This is a genomic window from Flavobacterium chilense (assembly GCF_001602525.1).
GTDB classification, from domain to species: domain Bacteria; phylum Bacteroidota; class Bacteroidia; order Flavobacteriales; family Flavobacteriaceae; genus Flavobacterium; species Flavobacterium chilense.
The window spans coordinates 538754-559971 of the sequence record NZ_LSYT01000001.1 but is presented as its reverse complement, the minus strand read 5'-3'; the positions used below and the strand labels follow the sequence as shown (position 1 = coordinate 559971).

Annotated in this window: 17 protein-coding genes; all 17 read left to right on the top strand. The window is 32.6% G+C overall.

Annotated elements, in window-relative coordinates; genetic code table 11:
* The first annotated feature begins 80 nt into the window (after nucleotides 1-80).
* Nucleotides 81-1310: an HD domain-containing protein gene (locus tag A4F88_RS02300; RefSeq protein WP_068840913.1), complete on the top strand. Its 1230-nt coding sequence runs from the start codon at nucleotides 81-83 to the stop codon at nucleotides 1308-1310.
* A 39-nt stretch (nucleotides 1311-1349) separates the two neighbouring features.
* The gene (gene lpxD / locus A4F88_RS02295; protein WP_068840912.1) at nucleotides 1350-2393 is read left to right on the top strand and encodes a UDP-3-O-(3-hydroxymyristoyl)glucosamine N-acyltransferase; all 1044 of its coding nucleotides are present in this window, start codon (nucleotides 1350-1352) and stop codon (nucleotides 2391-2393) included.
* Entirely contained in the window at nucleotides 2386-3774 is a 1389-nt protein-coding gene (locus A4F88_RS02290; RefSeq protein ID WP_068841438.1) for a bifunctional UDP-3-O-[3-hydroxymyristoyl] N-acetylglucosamine deacetylase/3-hydroxyacyl-ACP dehydratase, read from the top strand. The genes lpxD and A4F88_RS02290 overlap by 8 nt, the downstream gene beginning before the upstream one ends.
* Nucleotides 3775-3846: 72 nt before the next feature.
* Nucleotides 3847-4632: an acyl-ACP--UDP-N-acetylglucosamine O-acyltransferase gene (gene lpxA / locus A4F88_RS02285; RefSeq protein ID WP_029270176.1), complete on the top strand. Its 786-nt coding sequence runs from the start codon at nucleotides 3847-3849 to the stop codon at nucleotides 4630-4632.
* 97 nt (nucleotides 4633-4729) lie between these two features.
* Complete coding sequence (efp, locus tag A4F88_RS02280) at nucleotides 4730-5296, top strand: elongation factor P (protein ID WP_068840911.1); 567 nt, start codon at nucleotides 4730-4732, stop codon at nucleotides 5294-5296.
* Between the two features lie 136 nt (nucleotides 5297-5432).
* Nucleotides 5433-6362, top strand: coding sequence for a UDP-3-O-(3-hydroxymyristoyl)glucosamine N-acyltransferase (locus tag A4F88_RS02275; protein WP_068840910.1), 930 nt, complete (start codon nucleotides 5433-5435; stop codon nucleotides 6360-6362).
* Nucleotide 6363: 1 nt separating this feature from the next.
* Entirely contained in the window at nucleotides 6364-6726 is a 363-nt protein-coding gene (locus A4F88_RS02270) for a hypothetical protein (protein ID WP_068840909.1), read from the top strand.
* Nucleotides 6727-6810: 84 nt separating this feature from the next.
* The gene (gene sucD / locus A4F88_RS02265) at nucleotides 6811-7683 is read left to right on the top strand and encodes a succinate--CoA ligase subunit alpha (protein ID WP_068840908.1); all 873 of its coding nucleotides are present in this window, start codon (nucleotides 6811-6813) and stop codon (nucleotides 7681-7683) included.
* Between the two features lie 142 nt (nucleotides 7684-7825).
* On the top strand, nucleotides 7826-8254 hold the full coding sequence (locus tag A4F88_RS02260) for a hypothetical protein (RefSeq protein ID WP_068840907.1): 429 nt from the start codon (nucleotides 7826-7828) through the stop codon (nucleotides 8252-8254).
* A gap of 394 nt (nucleotides 8255-8648) precedes the next feature.
* Nucleotides 8649-9260: an RNA polymerase sigma factor gene (locus A4F88_RS02255; protein ID WP_068840906.1), complete on the top strand. Its 612-nt coding sequence runs from the start codon at nucleotides 8649-8651 to the stop codon at nucleotides 9258-9260.
* A gap of 102 nt (nucleotides 9261-9362) precedes the next feature.
* Entirely contained in the window at nucleotides 9363-10478 is a 1116-nt protein-coding gene (locus tag A4F88_RS02250; protein WP_068840905.1) for a FecR family protein, read from the top strand.
* Nucleotides 10479-10719: 241 nt separating this feature from the next.
* Entirely contained in the window at nucleotides 10720-14436 is a 3717-nt protein-coding gene (locus A4F88_RS02245) for a SusC/RagA family TonB-linked outer membrane protein (RefSeq protein WP_068840904.1), read from the top strand.
* Between the two features lie 14 nt (nucleotides 14437-14450).
* Nucleotides 14451-15935, top strand: a complete 1485-nt coding sequence (locus A4F88_RS02240; protein ID WP_068840903.1) for a RagB/SusD family nutrient uptake outer membrane protein — start codon at nucleotides 14451-14453, stop codon at nucleotides 15933-15935.
* Between the two features lie 19 nt (nucleotides 15936-15954).
* Nucleotides 15955-16812 carry a zinc-binding metallopeptidase gene (locus A4F88_RS02235; RefSeq protein WP_068841437.1) on the top strand — a complete coding sequence of 286 codons (858 nt, stop codon included), beginning with the start codon at nucleotides 15955-15957 and terminating at the stop codon, nucleotides 16810-16812.
* Nucleotides 16813-16843: 31 nt separating this feature from the next.
* Complete coding sequence (locus A4F88_RS02230; RefSeq protein ID WP_068840902.1) at nucleotides 16844-18193, top strand: DUF4302 domain-containing protein; 1350 nt, start codon at nucleotides 16844-16846, stop codon at nucleotides 18191-18193.
* A 168-nt stretch (nucleotides 18194-18361) separates the two neighbouring features.
* Complete coding sequence (gene fabG / locus A4F88_RS02225; RefSeq protein ID WP_068840901.1) at nucleotides 18362-19108, top strand: 3-oxoacyl-[acyl-carrier-protein] reductase; 747 nt, start codon at nucleotides 18362-18364, stop codon at nucleotides 19106-19108.
* A gap of 78 nt (nucleotides 19109-19186) precedes the next feature.
* Complete coding sequence (locus A4F88_RS02220; protein ID WP_068840900.1) at nucleotides 19187-21214, top strand: hypothetical protein; 2028 nt, start codon at nucleotides 19187-19189, stop codon at nucleotides 21212-21214.
* Nucleotides 21215-21218: the final 4 nt, after the last annotated feature.

The following is a 21218-nucleotide window of genomic DNA, read 5'->3' as shown; positions in this document are numbered from 1 at the left end:
AATGTTGATTTTTAAATAAAAAAACTCCAAATCGTTTATAGTTATTTACTTATATTTGTTGACTTAAAAAGAACCAAATAGTGACTCATATCAATAAGTTAAAAATATTCAACGACCCAATCTACGGGTTTATTTCCATCCCGAACGAACTTATCTACGACTTAATTCAGCATCCTTATTTTCAGCGTTTACGCCGCATTTCGCAAATGGGATTGTCGTATTTGGTTTATCCCGGAGCCAATCACACGCGTTTTCATCATGCTTTAGGATGTATGCATTTAATGCAAAAAGTGGTGGATACACTTCGTTTTAAAGGTGTTATAATTTCGCCTGAAGAGGAGAATGCTTTATATATTGCTATTTTACTGCATGATATTGGACATGGGCCTTTTTCGCATGCTATGGAAAAAAGTATTGTTGAAGATGTTAATCACGAAGCGATTTCGTTATTGTTTATGAATCAGCTTAATGATGAATTTAACGGACGATTGAGTTTGGCTATTCAGGTATTTAAAGGAGAATATCACAGAAAATTTATGTTGCAATTGATTTCAAGTCAATTGGATATGGATCGAATGGATTATTTAAAGCGTGATAGCTTTTATACAGGGGTTGCAGAGGGAAATGTAAATTCTGAACGCTTGATTCAGATGATGAATGTAGTTGATGATGTGTTGGTTATCGAAGAAAAAGGAATTTATTCTGTAGAGAAGTTCTTGCTTTCCAGAAGGTTGATGTATTGGCAGGCTTATTTGCACAAAACAAGTCTTGTGGCCGAATTGATTTTGATGAAAGTTTTAAAAAGAGCAAGAGAATTAACTTTAAAAGGTGTAGTATTGCCTTGCAGTGAGCCTCTTTTATATTTTATGAAAAACAGAATCACTCTCGAAGATTTTGATGCTCAAAAACTAGATTTATTTTCTCAACTGGATGACTTTGATATTATTAGCGCTTTAAAAGCCTGGCAAAAACAAAATGATTTTATACTTTCTACTTTAAGTAAAATGATCATTAACAGAGATTTACTAAAAATTAAATTAAGTGCTGATAAAATTTCGATGGAAGAATCTCAGGCTTTAAAAGAGAAATTTGCTAACGAACACCATATTACGCAATTAGAAGCCGGATATTTTATCTTTAGAGGTAAAATAAAAAACCAGGCTTATAGTAAAGAAGCTGAACCGATACGAATTTTGAAAAAAGATAGAACAATTGAGGATGTTGTTGAAGCATCTGATCAGTTGAATTTGAAATCGTTATCTAAATTGGTGACAAAATATTACATCTGTTTTCCAAAACAACTTATCTAAAATTAACATTTAAAATCTATTTTTTATATTTTTGTCGCGATGAAATTTACAGCAGAACAAATAGCAGGAATTTTAGAAGGAGAAGTTGTTGGAAATCCCAATGCAGAAGTTTCTCGGCTATCTAAAATCGAGGAAGGTGAGGAGGGATCTCTTACTTTTTTAGCTAACCCTAAGTATATCAATTATATATACACTACAAAAGCGACCGTTACAATTGTTAATGACAGCTTTATACCAGAACAGGAAATCACGACTACATTAATAAAAGTTGAAGATGCTTATGCCTCTTTTTCAAAACTATTACATTTTTACAATCAGGTAAAATTGAATAAAAATGGAATAGAACCACAATCTTTTATGTCTGAAGGGACTAAATACGGAGAGAATCTGTACTTAGGAAGCTTTAGTTATATAGGACAAAATGTGGTTTTAGGAAACAATGTAAAAATTTATCCAAACAGTTTTATTGGCGATAATGTTATTATTGGAGATAATGTGTTTATTTTTGCCGGCGCAAAAATTTATTCAGAAACTGTAATTGGAAATAATTGCACTATTCATTCTGGTACTATTATCGGTGCAGATGGTTTTGGTTTTGTGCCAAATGAAGAAGGTGTATATAGTAAAGTGCCACAAATTGGTAATGTTATAATTGAAGATAATGTAGATATTGGTGCCAATACTACTATAGACAGAGCAACTCTTGGTTCTACAATAATTAGGCAAGGAGTTAAATTAGACAATCAGATTCAGATCGCTCATAATGTTGAAATTGGTAAGAATACCGTAATTGCTGCTCAAAGTGGTGTTGCCGGTTCTACCAAAATTGGAGAAAACTGTATGATTGGCGGGCAGGTTGGTATCGCAGGCCACTTAATTATAGGAAATAATGTGAGACTTCAGGCACAATCCGGAGTAGCAAGAAACATTAAAGACGATGAAGTTCTGCAAGGAACACCATCACTTGGATATACTGATTTTAATAAATCATATGTTCATTTTAAAAACCTTCCTAAAATTGTTGCCGAAGTTGAAGAAATAAAAAAACAAATAATAAACCCAAAAAATGGAAATAATGGTTAAACAGAAGACCATCAAAAATGAAATTTCACTAACAGGAGTTGGATTACACACTGGGAAAGAAGTTACAATGACTTTTAAACCTGCTCCAATTAATAATGGTTTCACTTTTGTAAGAGTAGATTTGCAAGGTCAACCAGTCATTGAGGCTGATGCTAATTATGTTGTTAATACACAAAGAGGTACAAATTTAGAAAAATTAGGTGTAAAAATTCAGACACCAGAACACGTTTTAGCTGCATTGGTGGGATGTGATCTGGATAATGTTATCATAGAATTAAATGCTTCAGAACTTCCTATTATGGATGGTTCTTCAAAATATTTTGTTGAAGCAATCGAAAAAGCAGGTATCGAAGAACAAGACGCAAGCCGTAATGTTTATGTAGTTAAAGAGGTTATTTCTTTTACTGATGAAGCAACCGGAAGCGAGATTCTTGTTATGCCAAGCGACGATTATCAAGTTACTACAATGGTAGATTTTGGTACTAAAGTTTTAGGTACACAAAATGCTACATTAAAAAGTATAGCAGATTTTAAAAATGAAATTGCAAGTTCAAGAACTTTTAGTTTTTTACATGAATTAGAATCTTTATTAGAACACGGACTTATTAAAGGCGGGGATTTAAATAATGCAATTGTTTATGTAGATAAAGAAATCTCTGAGTCTACAATGGAAAATCTAAAGAAAGCTTTTGGTAAAGATGAAATTTCTGTAAAACCAAACGGTGTTCTGGATAACCTTACATTACATTATCCAAACGAAGCTGCAAGACACAAATTACTTGATGTTATAGGAGATTTATCTCTTATTGGAGTTCGTATTCAGGGAAAAATTATAGCAAACAAACCTGGGCATTTTGTAAATACTCAGTTTGCTAAAAAACTGGCAAAAATTATTAAAATAGAACAGAGAAATCATGTTCCTGTTTATGATTTGAACCAGGAGCCTTTGATGGATATTCACAAAATTATGTCAATGCTTCCTCACAGGCCTCCATTTTTGTTGATTGACAGAATTATTGAAATGTCTGATCGTCACGTGGTTGGTTTGAAAAATGTGACTATGAATGAAAACTTCTTCGTAGGTCATTTCCCGGAAGCTCCGGTAATGCCAGGAGTTTTAATAGTTGAAGCAATGGCACAAACAGGAGGGATTTTAGTTTTAAGTACTGTTCCTGATCCTGAAAATTACTTAACATATTTCATGAAAATTGATAATGTTAAATTCAAACACAAAGTATTGCCGGGTGATACCTTAATTTTCAAATGCGAATTGATTTCTCCAATCAGAAGAGGAATTTGTCATATGCAGGCCAATGCCTATGCAAATGGAAAATTAGTGACCGAGGCAGAATTAATGGCACAAATTGCAAGAAAACAATAATTAATCAAATTTATTGTTTACGTTTGTTGCCCTAAAATTAGATTATTTTAATTTAAAATATAAAATATACAGATGAATCAACCATTAGCATATGTTCATCCTGGCGCCAAAATCGCTAAAAACGTTGTAATAGAGCCTTTTACAACAATTCACAATAATGTTGTTATTGGTGATGGTACTTGGATTGGTTCAAATGTGACCATCATGGAAGGAGCCCGAATTGGTAAAAATTGTAACATTTTTCCCGGAGCTGTAATTTCTGCGGTGCCACAAGATTTAAAATTTGGCGGAGAAGATTCTCTTGCTATTATCGGGGATAATTGTACTATCAGAGAGTGTGTAACGATCAATAGAGGCACAGTTGCTTCAGGACAAACAATTCTGGGTAACAACTGTTTAGTTATGGCTTATGCTCATATTGCACACGATTGTGAGATTGGAAATAATGCTATTATTGTAAACGGTGTTGCTTTAGCAGGTCACGTAGTAGTTGGTAATCATGCTGTTATTGGTGGTTTGGCTGCGATTCACCAATTTATTCACATTGGAGATCACGCTATGATTTCTGGTGGATCTTTGGTTAGAAAAGATGTACCTCCTTATACAAAAGCAGCAAAAGAGCCATTATCATATGTTGGAATTAATTCAGTTGGTTTAAGAAGAAGAGGTTTTAGTACTGAAAAAATTAGAGAAATTCAGGAAATTTACAGAATTTTATACCAAAAGAATTATAATACAACGCAGGCTTTAAGTATTATTGAAGCTGAAATGGAAGCTACTCCTGAGAGAGATGAAATTTTAGATTTTATCAGAAATTCATCACGAGGAATTATGAAAGGATATTCAGGAAATTATTAAAATATAAAGTTTAATTGTTTATTTGTTTAATCGTTTAATCGAAAAAAACAGTTAAACGATTTTGCGATTCAACAAAAAACAAATAAAATAAAAACAAATGGCATCTACATCAGATATTAGAAACGGATTGTGTATTAAATTTAATCACGATATCTATAAAATTATTGAATTTCTTCACGTTAAGCCTGGAAAAGGTCCAGCTTTCGTAAGAACAAAATTAAAGAGTTTAACTTCAGGTAAAGTATTAGATAATACTTTTTCAGCAGGTCATAAAATTGACGTTATTCGAGTTGAAACACATACATTCCAGTTTTTATATCCAGAAGGAGACGAATTTCATTTTATGAATGCTGAAACTTTTGAGCAGATTTCTTTAAACAAAAATATCTTAGATGCTCCGGATTTATTAAAAGAAGGAACAAACGTAATGGTACAGATTAATACTGAAACTGATTTACCTTTATCAGTAGATATGCCAACATCTGTAATTTTAGAAGTTACTTACGCTGAGCCAGGAGTTAAAGGAAATACAGCTACAAATGCTACTAAATCTGCTACAGTAGAAACTGGTGCATCTGTAAACGTTCCTTTGTTTATCAACGAAGGCGATAAAATTAAAATCGATACAGCTTCAGGTTCTTACATGGAGCGTGTAAAAGAGTAGATTATTAATTAAGATAATTTGTCAATGAGTCAATTAGATAGATTTTGAATAGGCATATTTTGAATATTCATTTTTCTAACTGACTCATTTTCTAATTGACACATTTTCTAATTGACAAATTTTCTAATTAAAAAATATGAAATTTCCAAAGATTCATTCTTTACAAGAAATTGCAAATTTGCTTCAGTGCGAATTTATTGGTGACGCGAACTTTCCGGTTTCAGGCATGAACGAGATACATGTAGTTGAGCCGGGAGATATTGTTTTTGTTGACCATCCTAAATATTATGATAAAGCTTTACAATCAGCTGCTACTATTGTTTTAATTAATAAAAAAGTAGATTGCCCGGAAGGCAAAGCATTGTTGATATCTGATGATCCTTTCAGAGATTTTAATACCCTGACCAAACATTTCAGGCCTTTTCAGGCTACAAACGTAGCAATTGCTCTTTCTGCAACTATTGGAGAAGGAACAGTTGTGCAGCCTAACTGTTTTATTGGAAACAATGTTACAATTGGGAAAAACTGTTTGATTTATCCAAATGTTACGATTTACGATCACACCGTAATTGGAGACAATGTAATTATTCATGCCGGAACTATTTTAGGAGCAGATGCATTTTATTACAAAAAGCGTCCTGATGGTTTTGATCAGTTAATTTCGGGTGGAAGAGTTGTTATTGAAAATAATGTTGGTATTGGAGCCCTTTGTACTATTGATAAAGGAGTTACTGGTGACACAACAATTGGTGAAGGGACAAAACTAGACAATCAGGTACATGTTGGTCATGATACAGTAATAGGCAAGAAATGTCTAATTGCTTCTCAAACCGGTATTGCTGGTTGTGTTATTATAGAAGATGAAGTAACAATCTGGGGACAAGTTGGTACAACAAGTGGTATCACCATAGGAACAAAAGCTGTAATTATGGGGCAAACAGGTGTTACAAAATCGGTTGAAGGTGGAAAATCGTATTTTGGAACCCCAATCGAAGAGTCCAGAGAAAAGTTAAAACAATTAGCTAATATCAAGAAGATTCCTGAAATTCTAAATAAATTGAAGTAATATGTCTATAAAAGAATTTGTTCAAAAATTTTATAAGTCGGATGCCTTAATTGATAGCGAAATCATGAAAACTTATTTGCATACTGATGTAAAGTTGGATTGGAACAGCACTAAAGGATTAATCGAAATGGATTATAATTCGATGTTGGATATGGCAAATGAATTAAGTCGTGCTTATGTGCGTTCTAAAGTCAGAATTAGCCATATTATTGCCGAAGATGACTTGGTTTCAATACGATATTCTCATTTTGTGAAAACGATTGAGAACCCAAGAGAAGAGATGTTATTAGCTCATTTTGCTACAATTTGGCAAATAAAAGACGATAAATTATATCGCGGTTTTCAGATGAGTCAATTTTCTTAATTTTTTTGACGACAAAAAGGTTAAAATACGTTACAAAACCTTACTTTTGCATCACAATTTTAAAAACTACATAAAATATATATCATGAGTGTTTTAGTTAATAAAGATTCCAAAATAATTGTTCAAGGATTTACAGGAAGCGAAGGAACTTTCCACGCTTCTCAAATGATTGAGTACGGTACTAATGTTGTTGGTGGTGTTACTCCTGGAAAAGGAGGAAGCAGCCATTTAGATCGTCCGGTTTTTAATACAGTAAAAGATGCTGTAGATCAGGCTGGAGCAGATACATCTATCATTTTTGTTCCGCCAGCTTTTGCTGCTGATGCAATTATGGAAGCTGCTGATGCTGGAATTAAAGTAATTATTGCTATTACAGAAGGAATTCCTGTAGCAGATATGATTAAAGCAAATAATTATGTTAAAGAAAGAAATTCTAGATTAATCGGGCCAAACTGTCCAGGGGTTATTACTCCGGGTGAGGCTAAAGTTGGAATTATGCCAGGTTTCGTTTTCAAAAAAGGAACTGTTGGTATCGTTTCTAAATCTGGAACTTTAACTTACGAAGCTGCTGATCAGGTTGTAAAACAAGGTTTAGGAATTACTACAGCTATTGGTATTGGTGGAGATCCAATTATTGGAACTACTACTAAAGAAGCTGTTGAATTATTAATGAATGATCCTGAAACTGAAGCAATCATTATGATTGGTGAAATTGGAGGTCAGTTAGAAGCTGATGCTGCTAAATGGATCAAAGCTGATGGTAACCGTAAGCCAGTTATTGGTTTTATCGCTGGAGAAACTGCTCCTGCTGGTAGAACAATGGGTCACGCAGGTGCTATTGTTGGTGGTTCTGATGATACTGCTGCTGCTAAAAAACAAATCATGAGAGACAACGGAATTCACGTTGTTGATTCACCAGCAGAAATTGGTAAAAAAGTAAAAGAAGTATTAGAATAATTTCCGGATATTCGAAATAACAAATTTCAAAAAAGTCTCAATATTTGTTGAGACTTTTTTACATTTTTAAAATACTGAGGCGTAAACAGAAAATAACTCAGCATCTTAGAACCTCAGTATCTCAGAAGCTTAAAAAAGAAATATGTACAAAGAATTAGAAAAATTTAAAGTAAGCAATAGTTTTACTTTTACTGTTGAAGATAGTTTAGAGCAAACCTGTAATGCGCCAGAGGGGAGTGCAGGTATTTTTGTTGTTTATGCTGTTGAAGGTGTCGCAAAAGAATTAATCATGGTAGGTTCTACAGGAACTGTTCAAAACGACGGAACTTTAAAAAGTAAAAATGGCGGTTTGTATGACAAAATTGTAAACGGACACCAATTTGCTAAAACAGGAAGAAAATACTCCTGGCCAGCACAAATGAAATTAGAAAACATTACTGCTTTAGAAGTGGTTTGGTATGAAACTTTTAATGCAGATGTAAAAGCAATTCCAACTGCTGTTGAAGGACAAGTTTTACAAAATTTCTTAGATGAAAATGGAAAATTGCCAAGATGGAATGTAGCTTTCTAAAAGCTATTTCAATAAAATTATCAAAAGCCTTGCTATGTATTTAGTAAGGCTTTTTTGTTTGTATTTTTTTCAGGATTTAAGAATGAAAATAACCGAAGAATCTAAAAATATAAAATAATGTTAAAAAAAAGCCAAAAAAAGACAGTAATAAAATCTTACATAATTTAATATTTTTTAAATATTAATATATTTTTTATTTAGGCGCAACCCGCCGTAGATCAATAAAAACGGGGCATTTTCTATGTTATATGATTGCTTGTTGTGTGTAAAAAAATTGGTTTTATATATTTGCTTTTATATATTTATCGCACACAACTAAAGAATAATGTTAAAATAACGTATTCTTTATGTTAAAATGAAGTGCTTATTTTCAAGAATACAACCGCAGACCAATATGAAGACCAAAATTTTACAATTAAAAACTTTTGATGATATTACGCTTTGGAATAACTTAAAAGATGGGGATGAAAAATCTTTCTCAACACTGTTTGAGAAGTATTATGCAGATTTAGTTAATTATGGAAACTCACTATCTTCTTATGGTGAAAAAGTCCAGGATTGCGTGCAGGATGTTTTTACTGATATTTGGGTTTATCGAAGCGGATTACAAAGTTCAGTTGTGGTAAAAGCATATCTCTTGTCCAGTGTACGTAAGCGAATTGCACGTTTACACGAACGTGATCGTATTTTTCGAAAAGCTACAACTACAGATGCTGTGGAATTTCTTCTGGAGTTTTCGGTTGAATATGATCTCATTGATGATGATGCTGTGACCAAAGAAAAAGTAATTCATTTGAATAATCTGCTAAATAATTTGCCCGCCCGTCAAAAAGAAGCTTTATATTTAAGATATCATCAGGGATTATCTGTGGAGCAGATTGCTGAATTATTAGACGTTAATTATCAATCAGCTAATAATCTGTTACACCGCGGTTTACTTACACTTCGTAAAGATTGGAAAGGAAGTCTTTCATTGATTATTTTACTCTTTTCAACTGCTTGTTAAATTTAGTTTAAAAAAAAATTAAAAAAAAGTGAAAAAAAATTCCATTTTGGTGAGTATATAAATAGAAAGCTGTCCTCTATGTTTTTGTAACCTTATTTTTAGATGCAAAAACGTAATAAATATACCGAAATAGAAGATTTTTTATCTGACGAATCATTCCAGTCATGGATTTTGTTTAAAATCGATGAAGATGGTTGGGAAGAATGGACTTTAGAAAGCCGCCAGCGTGCCAAGTTGGTAGAGGATGCAAGGCTATTATTGCTAGCGATGAAAGTGCCTAAACCAGTGCTTTCTGCACCAGATCTTCATAATGCTTTGCAAGCTACCTGGATTAAAATTGAAGAAAAAGAAATCCAGAATTATTCTGATCGAAATTCAAGAATATTATATTTAAAAAAATACCTTCTTAGAGGAGTTGCTGCTGCCTTAATTGTTGGCTTGACTTCAGTTTGGGTTTATAAAAATCAATATAAAACAGACAATATAGTAGTTACCTACAAACAACTTATTGACGATAACAATGAAGGATTGGTTGAGCAAACCAATAATTCAGATAAACCGCAAATCATTACATTATCTGATGGTAGTTCGGTTTTGTTACAACCTAATAGCAAATTAAGTTATCCTAAAATCTTTACCGGAAACGAAAGAAAGGTGTATTTATCCGGCGAAGGTTTCTTTGAAATTAGTAAAAATCCTAAAAAGCCTTTTTTTGTTTACGCAAACGAAATCGTTACCAAGGTAGTTGGAACTAGTTTTAGAGTTAAAGCTTATTCTGATCAGCCTGATGTTGAAGTTCTTGTTCGCACCGGTAAAGTTAGGGTAAAATCGAATAGTCTTGTGGCTCAATCAGATCAGGACGAAGTGGTTTTGTTACCTAACCAGGCATTACGGTTTCAGCGGAGTGACTTAAGCTTTAATAAAATTACAAATATTACTCAGGATCAGACATTAGTGCGTAATACAGGTAATATTGAACAGTTGAGTTTTGAATTTACAGATATTCCGGTATCACAAATCTTTGAGACGATTCAGCAAGCCTATCTGGTAGATATTGATTATCCTAAAAATAAACTTAAAGATTGTCACCTTACCACTTCACTTAGCGATCAGCCTTTAATGGAAAAGCTTAAAATAGTATGTAATAGTATTGGTAATAATACCAGTTTTGAAATGAATGGAAATCAGATTATTATAACATCTGACGGATGTAACTAATTCTTTTGTGTAACTGTAATTATACATTAGAATTAAAATTTAGAAATGCAAAAAAACAACCAGAATAATCCAAACTAAACCAAAAAGTAAAAGCCTATGTAAATGAAAAATGCAGAAAAAAAGTGCCGAAATGCTGTAACATTTTCGACACTTAAATGATTTGAATTACTCTCTGTAAAGAGCAATTCGTAACGTTTCTTAAAATACACTCAAACAGTATTAATCAAAACAATCCAAAATTATGAAAAAACCAGTTGTTAAACAACGATTACTCCATCGAATCATGAAAATAACACTATTTCAGTTTGTTCTGGCGCTTGTGTTTTCAAGTGTTGCCATGGCAAATAATGTAAATGGGCAAAAAAAATTAGATACCAAGGTTACCATAAATGTCGCTAATTTAACTTTAGACAATGCATTGTCTAAATTGGAGAAATCTGCTCATGTAAAATTTTCGTACAACTCAAGACTGCCTCAGCTTGCTCAAAAAGTAAGTATAGAAGCAAATGAGGAAGTACTATCAAGTGTTCTAAACAGAATTTTAATTCCTTTTAATATTACATATACAGAGGTTAGTAATCAAATTGTACTTCAAAAAAGCGCAGCTACTGATCCGTTTGCAAATACAGAAGCTAATAATTCGTTATTCGAAATATTAACAGCAGGTCCTGTTATCAAAGGTATAGTTACAGATTCAAACGGAAGCCCGCTTCCTGGAGCTACAGTAATGGTTAAAGGAACTAAAATTGCTGTACTTACTGATTTTGACGGTAGATTTACTATAGAAGTCCCTGCTAATAATGACAGACTTGTAATTTCTTATGTTGGAATGGAGTCTAAAGAAATTGGAATCGCAAATGTTAATCCAACAATTGTTTTAAGCGAAGAAGGACAAAACCTAAAAGAGGTTGTAGTAACTACAGGTTACGAAAAAACATCTAAAAGAACTTTTACAGGAGCTATCAGTAAAATTTCAGGTGCTGAATTAAAAGTTGATGGTGTTGTAGATGTAAGTAGAATGATCGAAGGGAAAGCTGCAGGGGTTACGGTACAAAACGTTACCGGATCTTTTGGTTCGACTCCTAAAATTACAGTTCGTGGATCATCTTCTATTTTTGGAGATACAAAACCTTTATGGGTTATTGACGGAGTAGTTCAGGAAGATATTATCAATGTTTCATTTGCAGATTTGGCTTCAGGAAATTCAGCAACATTATTAAGTTCTGCAGTAGCAGGATTAAATGCTAATGATATTTTGAGTATTGAAATTCTTAAAGATGCATCGGCTACATCTATTTACGGTTCAAGATCATTAAATGGAGTTGTAGTTGTAACAACCAAACAAGGGCGTAGAGATTCACCTTTAAAAATTAGTTATTCTGTTGAAAATACAGTTAGAGCAGTACCAAGTTATACACAATATGATATTTTGAATTCTCAGGAATCCATGAGTATTTTTCAGGAAATGAGAACAAAAGGTTACCTTAGTCAAAGTGGCTCATTATTAGCTAGATTTAGTGGTGTTTATGGTATTTTGGCGAAAGAAATTAATCGCTATGATGAAACAAGCGGCCAATTTGGTGTTAAAAATGATCAACCTTACATTAATGAATTCTTGAAGAAATATGAATTAGCAAATACAGATTGGTTCAAAGTTTTATTCAGACCTTCTATTACACAAAGTCACTCATTAAGTTTTTCTGGTGGAGGAAAAAATAATACTTTCTATGCCTCTTTAGGATTTTACACAGATCCGGGTTGGACTTTAGCAGATAATGTTAAACAGTTATCTTCTAATATTAAAGGTACATTTTATATCAATGACAGGTTAAATATTACATTATCGACTCTTGCATCTGCACGTGATCAGCAAGCTCCGGGAACTTATGAAAGTAAAGATGATACTGTATACGGACAAGTAAGCAGAGATTTTGACATTAACCCATTTAGCTATGCTTTAAACACTAGTAGAACCTTAAGGCCTTACAATGAAAGTGGTAATTATGAGTATTACCAAAATAACTGGGCGCCAATGAATATTCTTAACGAATTGAAAAATAATACACTTGGAATAAAAGTAAAAGACATTCGTTTTCAGGCTGATTTAGAATATAAAATCAACAAACACTTAACTTATAACTTTACAGGTTCTGCACGTTATGCTAATACATCAAGAGAGCACAGAGTTTACGAGGGATCAAATGTAGTAGGAGCATATAATGCCGGAGTAGGAACTTCATTAAATACACAAATTCAAAAAGATAACGTGTTCTTGTATCAAAATCCAAATGATTTAACAGCACCTAAAATTTCTGTATTACAAAACGGTGGATTTTTGCGAAAATTTAGTGATGATATGACTTCATACAATGTTAGAAATAGTGTTACTTACAGAAATACATTTAATGATAAACATGAATTAGAAGGGTTCTTTGGTACAGAGTTTAGATCAGTAGACAGAAACAATGACAACTTTACTGCTGCAGGAATACAATATGGGGAAGGACTTAATGCTTTTGTTGATCCTAAAATGATTGAGAAAATGGTAAATGAAGGAAACTCTTATTATAATTTTGGTGCAGAAAGAGAGCGTACTGTAGGTTTCTTTGGTAAACTTGGATATACATACGATCGTCGTTATACAGGATCTATTACAGGTCGTTATGATGGATCTAACAGACAAGGTGATACTGGTTCTTCAAGATGGTTGCCTACTTATACTATAAGTGGAAAATGGAATATTAAAGAAGAAAAATTCATGAAGAATGTAGAATCTGTTAATACTTTGGCACTTAGAGCTTCTTATGGTTTAACAGCAACAGCAGGACCAGCAACAAATTCATTGGCCATTTATAAAAGTTTTATCTCAAACCGTTTCGCTACTGGTGATAGAGAAAACGCAATTCGTATTGAAGATTTACAAAACAAAGATTTGACCTGGGAAAAACAATTCGAAACGAATCTTGGTTTAGACCTTGGTATGTTCAGAAACAGAGTACAACTTACAGCAGATGTCTATAGCCGTAAAGCGTTTGATTTGATTGATTATGTTATTACATCTGGTGTTGGTGGTGAAGATGTTAAAATGGGAAATAATGCAGATATGGAAACTAAAGGTATTGAACTTGGTTTTACAACTCAAAACATTGTTTCAAAAGACTTTAAATGGTCTACTACATTAAACTTCTCTATTTATGATCAAAAAGTAACAAAATTGGCGAATAAACCGTCTGTATTTGATTTAATTGCAACAAACGGAGGTAATACAGTAGGACACCCTAGAAACTCATTATATTCTTATCAGTTTACAGGATTGAACAATCAGGGATTACCAACTTTTAAATTACAGGATGGTGCTGAAAACAATATTACAGATGCTAACTTTCAGGACACTAAGGATGTTACGAAGTATTTGAAATACGAAGGATCTGTTGAGCCTAATAAATCTGTAGGTCTAGCTAATACAGTAACTTACAAAAACTGGTCTTTATATGTATTTTTTGTAGGATCAGGAGGTAATAAAATAAGATTGAACCCTGTGTATAGTAATGCATACACTGATCAGACTGTTTTTACTAAAGAATTCGCTAACAGATGGATCAATCCAGGTGACGAGAATTATACTAATGTACCTGTTATTGCAGATCAATTGTTAAATAGAAACTATGGACCGAATGATTTAAGAATTGCTTACAATACTTATAATTATTCTGATGTTAGAATTGCCAATGGTGATTTTGTAAGATTGAAAAACATATCACTAGGCTGGGAGTTTCCAAATGATTTTAAGAAAAAGTTAGGGGTAAGTACTTTTAATTTAAAAGGGTCTGCAGTTAATCCATGGTTAATTTATTCAGACAAAAACTTACACGGTCAGGATCCTGAATTCCGTAATACAGGAGGGGTAGCTTTCCCAATTACGGCACAATATACTTTTGCAATAAACCTTTCATTCTAATAATAAAATTGATTATGAAAAATATAAAAATAACACTATCATTAGTAGTACTGCTTGGTTTTAGCAGTTGTGATAATTTTCTTTCAGAAGTACCAGATAACAGAACACAAATTGATACTCCTGAAAAAATATCAGAATTATTAGTTACAGCTTATCCTACTGCTACTTATTTTGCAATAGCTGAAGCAATGTCAGATAATGTATTCGATACTGAGATTACAACTACAGATAAGAAAAATCAAGACAGTTTCAACTGGGAAATGCAAACCCAAATTGATACCGACAGTGAAAACTCATTCTGGACAGGGTCGTATGCAGCAATTGCTGCTGCAAATCAAGCCTTGGATGCTATTGAAAAATTAGGAAATCCGGCTAGCCTGAATCCACAAAAAGGAGAAGCGTTACTCGCAAGAGCTTACAATCATTTTATGCTTGTTTCGTTATGGGCAAACCGCTACAACCCGTCAACTGCTTCAACAGATTTAGGGGTTCCTTATATTACAAAACCTGAAACAGTTTTGTTGGCACAATACAAGCGTAATACAGTTAAAGAAGTTTTTGACTTTGTAGAGCAGGATATTAAAGAAGGTATGAAATATTTAACCAATGAGTATAAAGAGCCTAAATACCATTTTAATATTAATGCAGCAAAAGCTTTTGCTTGTCGTTTTTACTTAATAAAAGGAGACTGGGACAAAGTACTTGAATTTTCAGAAAGCCTTGGTTCCAAGCCAATAAACATTAGAAATTATACAGCTTTTAATGCTGTTGCTTTTGCTCAAATGCCTATTGAATACTCAAAAGCAGAACAAGAAACTAATTTATTGATAGACTACCCGTATTCGATTGCAAACAGAGCAGGTGCATACAGATTCGCTCTTGCAGGAAACAGATCAGATGAGATATTAGGAACTTCTGCCAATATGTGGGGAAAACAAAATCTAATCAGTGCCCGAATCCAATGGTATAGTGGTATGATAGTAGGAGTACCAAAACTTTATGAATATTTTAAGTATACTAATTTAACATCACGTACTGGTAATCCATACACGGCAACAGTATTATTTAGTAATGACGAATTGTACCTGAATCGTATTGAGGCGTTAGTAATGAAAAATAGAATGGCAGAAGCTAATACTGAATTAGGTTACTTTTTAGGAACCAGAACATCAGGTTACAACGCTACAACAGACAAATTGAATGAAACTATTGTAGCTGCTAAATATCCTGTAATAGCTAATGAATTTACACCTTTCTACGATTTAACTCCAACTCAGGCTACTTACATTAAGGCTATTGCTGAAGCTAGAAGAAAAGATTTTATCCGTGAAGGTCTTAGATGGTTTGATATTAAACGTTTTAATCTTGTAGTGGTACACAACACACTTCAATTTGGTAAAGTGGTACGAAATAATGTTTTAGAAAAAGATGATAAACGAAGAGCATTACAAATTCCGCTTAGAGCATCTGATAATGGTATTGAAAAAAATCCTAGATAAATTTTTAATAGTAAATAGTATGAAAATAGTAAAAATATACAAAACAGTAATGATAGCAGGAGTTTTGCTTCTTGCTTCTTGCGCTCAGGAGACTCAGCCAAAAGAAAGTCAATTTGATTTTTCTGCACCGGCTAAAACAGATTTAGATAAATGGATTGGTACTACTTTCTTAGACCCATATAATATTAATGTATATTATGAGTGGAATCAAAATCTGGTTGACAACAGTAAGTATTTATACCCTCCTCAAGGAGCAAAAGTTCAGCCGGCAATGGAAGTGGTTAAAAAAATCTGGATTGATAGTTATACCACTATTGGAGGAGTAAATTTTGTTAAGAAAATTGCACCCAGAGAATTTGTACTTGTTGGAGGTGTTAATTTAAATACAAACAATACAGTAACATTAGGTCTTGCAGAAGGTGGTCAGAAAATTACTCTTTTTCAGGTAGATTATCTGAACAAAAAAGACCGAGCATGGGTAACAGAATTTATTCATACTATTCAGCATGAATATGTGCATATTTTAAACCAGACTAAACCTTTTGATGAGCAGGCCTGGTCAAAGTTAACTCCATCAGGATATACTTCAAGCTGGTATACAGAAGCAACTGCTACTTCAAGATCATTAGGTTTTGTAACAAGTTATGCACGACTAAACATTTATGAAGATTTTGCTGAAACGGCTTCTACAATATTAACGAGTTCAAAAGCAGAATGGGACGCTCTGTTAGCTGGTGTTACAGATGCTACTGCAAAAGCGAATATTAAAGCAAAAGAAGCACTTGTAGTAAAATACTATAAAGATGCTTTTAATATGGACTTTTATGCTTTAAGAGATGAAGCTCAAAAAAATACAGATGCTGTAATTAATAATTAAGGACAATAATTTTTTTATAAAAATCAATATTATGAAAGCAAAAAATATATACACGTACTTAATGATTTCTTTGGCAGTTTTGCTATTGGCGTCATGTACAAGCCCTGAAGTAGAGGCTAAATTTGATCAAAATGCTACTGATCGACTAAGTAGTCGTCAAAAAGAGCTAAATGATGTGCTACTTTCATCATCAGAAGGATGGAAAGCGGTTTATTATACAGATAGTACACAGTTAGGAGGATGGACACATTTGTTTAAATTTTTACCTGGAAAAAAAGTTGATATGGCATCAGATTTTAATAGTGATACAAATACCTATACAAGTCAATATGATATTCAGGTAGGAAGCACTGTAAGTTTGGTTTTTACAACACAAAACAGAATACATCTTTTATCTGATGCGAATAATTATCCAACAGCGGCACTTAAGGCAAAAGGTTATTTAGGAGATTTTCAGTTTTTTTATTATGGACAAAAAAATGGTGATATCATTTTTAAAACTAACAGGAATGGTTATGAGTTGCGTTTTGTAAAAGCAACAGCAAAAGACTGGACTGATTTACCTAAAAATACGCCAATTATTAAGAACATAACTGGCGACATGTTTAGTCCATTATATCGATTGTTAGAAACAAATGATGGAACCGCAATCCATAAATTTGATTTTGACTACAATGCTAACGCTCGTTTTGGTACGGCAACATCTTTAGAACCAGGTAGTTTAGAAGCCTATGATTTAGACTTTGCATTTACACCAACAGGTGCTGTTTCAAAACTTCCAGTTATAGTAAAAGGTCAGAAACTTACTAATTTTGTTTATGACAGTGCAACTAATAATTTTATTGCTACAGGAACAAATGGAGTTAGTGCAACAATTAAGTATACAAATGCGCCACCTACAATAACGGATGATTACAAACTTTTATTAAGTGGAAAAGGTAATCCTTATAAATATTTTGGTTATATCCCGGCTAATTTAGCTACAGCTCCTACCACAACGGATTATTTTAGATATTTAGTAGCCAGAGCAAATGCAGCATTACCAGCAAACCAGTCAATTGCCAGCATTTATCTGTATTTTAATACAACTGCAAATCAGACTTATATTAGTTATAATTTCAATGGAGGAAAAGCATCTATAAATCATGTTGTAAAATCAACAGAAGATGCTGTAAATAAAACTATAATTCTTACACATGATTTTTGGGCTGGAGGAATCACAAGCACTCCTAGTTACTTAAAAGAAATTGATGATCAATTTACAAATGCAAAAGGACTGTATGTTAAAAAAGAAAATTTTAAAATTACATATAGTAATGTTATTTACACTTTTACAAGTGCATCTAGTAGCTTTAGGATGACATCATATGTGATAAATTAATTTTTATTTTATTTTATTTTTATTTTGAATTAAACAGCTCAATTTTTTGAGCTGTTTTTTTGTTTTAAGTATAACGAAGATTATAAGTCAAATTTTAGATTACAAATTTTATTAAACGGTCAAATACTCTATATTTGTATTTCAAAAAATAAAAACGAATACCTTAATATGAAATTACTAGAAGGAAAAGTAGCTATCATTACTGGCGCAAGCCGCGGAATTGGAAGAGGAATTGCTGAAGTTTTTGCTAAACATGGAGCAAATGTAGCTTTTACTTATAGCTCATCTGTAGAATCGGCTCAGGCTCTTGAAGCCGAATTAAACGGTTTAGGAGTAAAAGCAAAAGGATACCAATCGAATGCAGCCGATTTTAATGAAGCACAAACTTTTGTAGATGCTGTTTTGGCTGATTTTGGAACAGTTGATATTTTAATTAATAACGCAGGAATTACAAAAGATAATTTGTTAATGCGTATGTCTGAAGCTGATTTTGATCAGGTTATTGATGTAAACTTAAAGTCAGTTTTTAACATGACAAAAGCCATTCAGAAGACATTTTTAAAACAACGTGCAGGTTCTATTATCAATATCAGTTCTGTAGTAGGGGTTTCCGGAAATGCAGGACAAACAAATTATGCAGCTTCTAAAGCAGGTGCAATTGGTTTTACAAAATCAGTAGCATTAGAATTAGGTTCTCGTAATATTCGTTGTAATGCAATTGCTCCGGGATTTATCGAAACTGAAATGACCGCAAAATTACCGGAAGATGTAGTAAAAGGATGGAGAGACGGAATTCCGTTAAAACGTGGCGGAACTACAGAAGACGTTGCAAATGCTTGTCTTTTCCTGGCTTCAGACATGAGTGCTTATATTACCGGACAAGTACTAAATGTATGCGGAGGAATGCTTACCTAATAAGTTAATTGTTGATGGTTTGTTGTTTATTGTTCTACAACCAAAAACTATAAACTCAAAACTATAAACAGAATATATATGACTACAAACACGATTCTATTATTATTACTTTCTTTAGTAATAGCGGGTGGGTTATCGTATTTTCAATATTTTTTTAAAGCCAAAAACAAATCCAATGTGATTTGGTTTTTGGCTTTTTTACGTTTCCTGGCTATTTTTGGACTATTGGTTTTATTGATAAACCCCATAATGACTAAAAATTCGCTGGAAATTACCAAAATACCTTTGGCAATTGCAGTTGACAACTCAAGCTCTATTACAGCTTTAAAATCAGATAAAAAAGCGACAGAATTATATCAAAAATTAATTTCGAATCCGGCGCTTAAAGAAAAATTTGAAATTCAGTCTTATGAATTTGATGCTGATTTTAAGCCTTCAGATAAATTTGATTTTAAAGGAAAGCAAACCAATCTTGACGAAGTTGCCAAAAACTTAAAAAGCATCAATAAAAATCTGATTTTTCCAACAGTTATTATTACAGACGGAAATCAGACTACAGGAAACGATTATGTATATCGTTTTGATCCTGTTAATAAAGTTTATCCTTTGGTTGTAGGAGATACAACTACTTTTCTTGATCTAAAAATCAATCAGCTTAACGTAAATAAGTACGCTTTTCATAAAAATAAATTTCCGGTAGAAGTATTTTTACAATATGCCGGAGATAAAAGTACAAATGCTGATTTTACCATTACACAAGGAAATACTGTAGTAGCAAAGGAGAAAGTTTCTTTTTCAGCTTCTAAAAAAACAGCCACTTTAAATTTACTTTTACCTGCTGATAAGGTAGGATTACAAATTTATAAAGCCAGTATTTCATCTGGTTCAAAAGAAAAAAACGGCTACAACAATATCAAAAATTTTGCAGTTGAAGTTATTGATCAAAAGTCAACAATTGCAATAGTTTCTTCTATAAATCATCCCGACATTGCAGCTTTAAAACGTTCAATTGAAGTTAATACACAGCGTAAAGTAATTTTGGTTAAACCAAATGATATTAGTCAGTTGCAGGAAGTGTCTGTTTTGGTTTTATATCAGCCAACTACCGCTTTTAAACCTATTTTTGATAACAACAAATTAGCAGGAATCAACACCTTTATAATAACAGGAACCAACACCGATTTTAATTTTTTAAACCAACAACAAAATAATTTGGTTTTTAAAATGAGCGGACAAAGAGAAGATTATTTATCCGAGTTTCAGTCTCAGTTTAATTTATTTGCGATAGATAATATTGGTTTTGAAAACTTCCCTCCATTACAAAATCTATTTGGAACCATTACAACAAACGGAAATGTATCTGTTTTGCTTTCATCTAAAATCAGAAATGTTGCAACAAATGCTCCTTTGCTGGCTTTCGCCGAAAATCAGGAAAAACGAACCGCTTTTCTTTTAGGAGAAAATAGCTGGAAATGGCGTTTACAAAGTCATATAGACAATCAGTCATTTGAAAAATATGATGTATTTGTAGATAAGATTATTCAATATCTGGCTTCAACAACTTCAAGGAAATCTTTGGTAGTAACGCATGAAAGTTTTTATAATTCAGGAGAAGCCATAGTAATCAACGCGCAGTATTTCAATAAAAATTATGAATTTGACGAAAAAGCCAGGCTTACTATTACAGTTACAAACGCCGAAACAAAACAATCCAAAAATTATGATCTGTTAAAAGGTAATAATTCTTTCTCTGTAAATCTCGACGGATTAGCTACAGGCAAATATAATTTTACCGTAAAAGAGTTAAATACAAATACTTCTTATTCCAGTCATTTTGAGATTTTAGATTTTGATATTGAAAAACAATTTGTAAATCCTGACGTTGCAAAATTGAAACAACTTGCTTTGCAAACCAATGGAAAAGCTTTTTTTGAAAATCAGGCTGATGATCTAATTCAACAACTCTTAGAAAATAAAGAATATAAATCAATCGAAAAGAATGTTTCAACAAAAACTCCTTTAATTGATTGGGTTTGGCTGCTAATTTTTATTGCAACTTTCTTAACGACTGAGTGGTTTGTTAGAAAATATAATGGTTTACTTTAAAAAG

Coding starts and splice junctions, on each gene's coding strand:
- lpxD (WP_068840912.1), top strand. CDS start 1,350: ATGAAATTTACAGCAGAACAAATAGCAGGAATTTTAGAAGGAGAAGTT.
- A4F88_RS02290 (WP_068841438.1), top strand. CDS start 2,386: ATGGTTAAACAGAAGACCATCAAAAATGAAATTTCACTAACAGGAGTT.
- lpxA (WP_029270176.1), top strand. CDS start 3,847: ATGAATCAACCATTAGCATATGTTCATCCTGGCGCCAAAATCGCTAAA.
- efp (WP_068840911.1), top strand. CDS start 4,730: ATGGCATCTACATCAGATATTAGAAACGGATTGTGTATTAAATTTAAT.
- A4F88_RS02275 (WP_068840910.1), top strand. CDS start 5,433: ATGAAATTTCCAAAGATTCATTCTTTACAAGAAATTGCAAATTTGCTT.
- A4F88_RS02270 (WP_068840909.1), top strand. CDS start 6,364: ATGTCTATAAAAGAATTTGTTCAAAAATTTTATAAGTCGGATGCCTTA.
- sucD (WP_068840908.1), top strand. CDS start 6,811: ATGAGTGTTTTAGTTAATAAAGATTCCAAAATAATTGTTCAAGGATTT.
- A4F88_RS02260 (WP_068840907.1), top strand. CDS start 7,826: ATGTACAAAGAATTAGAAAAATTTAAAGTAAGCAATAGTTTTACTTTT.
- A4F88_RS02255 (WP_068840906.1), top strand. CDS start 8,649: ATGAAGACCAAAATTTTACAATTAAAAACTTTTGATGATATTACGCTT.
- A4F88_RS02250 (WP_068840905.1), top strand. CDS start 9,363: ATGCAAAAACGTAATAAATATACCGAAATAGAAGATTTTTTATCTGAC.
- A4F88_RS02245 (WP_068840904.1), top strand. CDS start 10,720: ATGAAAAAACCAGTTGTTAAACAACGATTACTCCATCGAATCATGAAA.
- A4F88_RS02240 (WP_068840903.1), top strand. CDS start 14,451: ATGAAAAATATAAAAATAACACTATCATTAGTAGTACTGCTTGGTTTT.
- A4F88_RS02235 (WP_068841437.1), top strand. CDS start 15,955: ATGAAAATAGTAAAAATATACAAAACAGTAATGATAGCAGGAGTTTTG.
- A4F88_RS02230 (WP_068840902.1), top strand. CDS start 16,844: ATGAAAGCAAAAAATATATACACGTACTTAATGATTTCTTTGGCAGTT.
- fabG (WP_068840901.1), top strand. CDS start 18,362: ATGAAATTACTAGAAGGAAAAGTAGCTATCATTACTGGCGCAAGCCGC.
- A4F88_RS02220 (WP_068840900.1), top strand. CDS start 19,187: ATGACTACAAACACGATTCTATTATTATTACTTTCTTTAGTAATAGCG.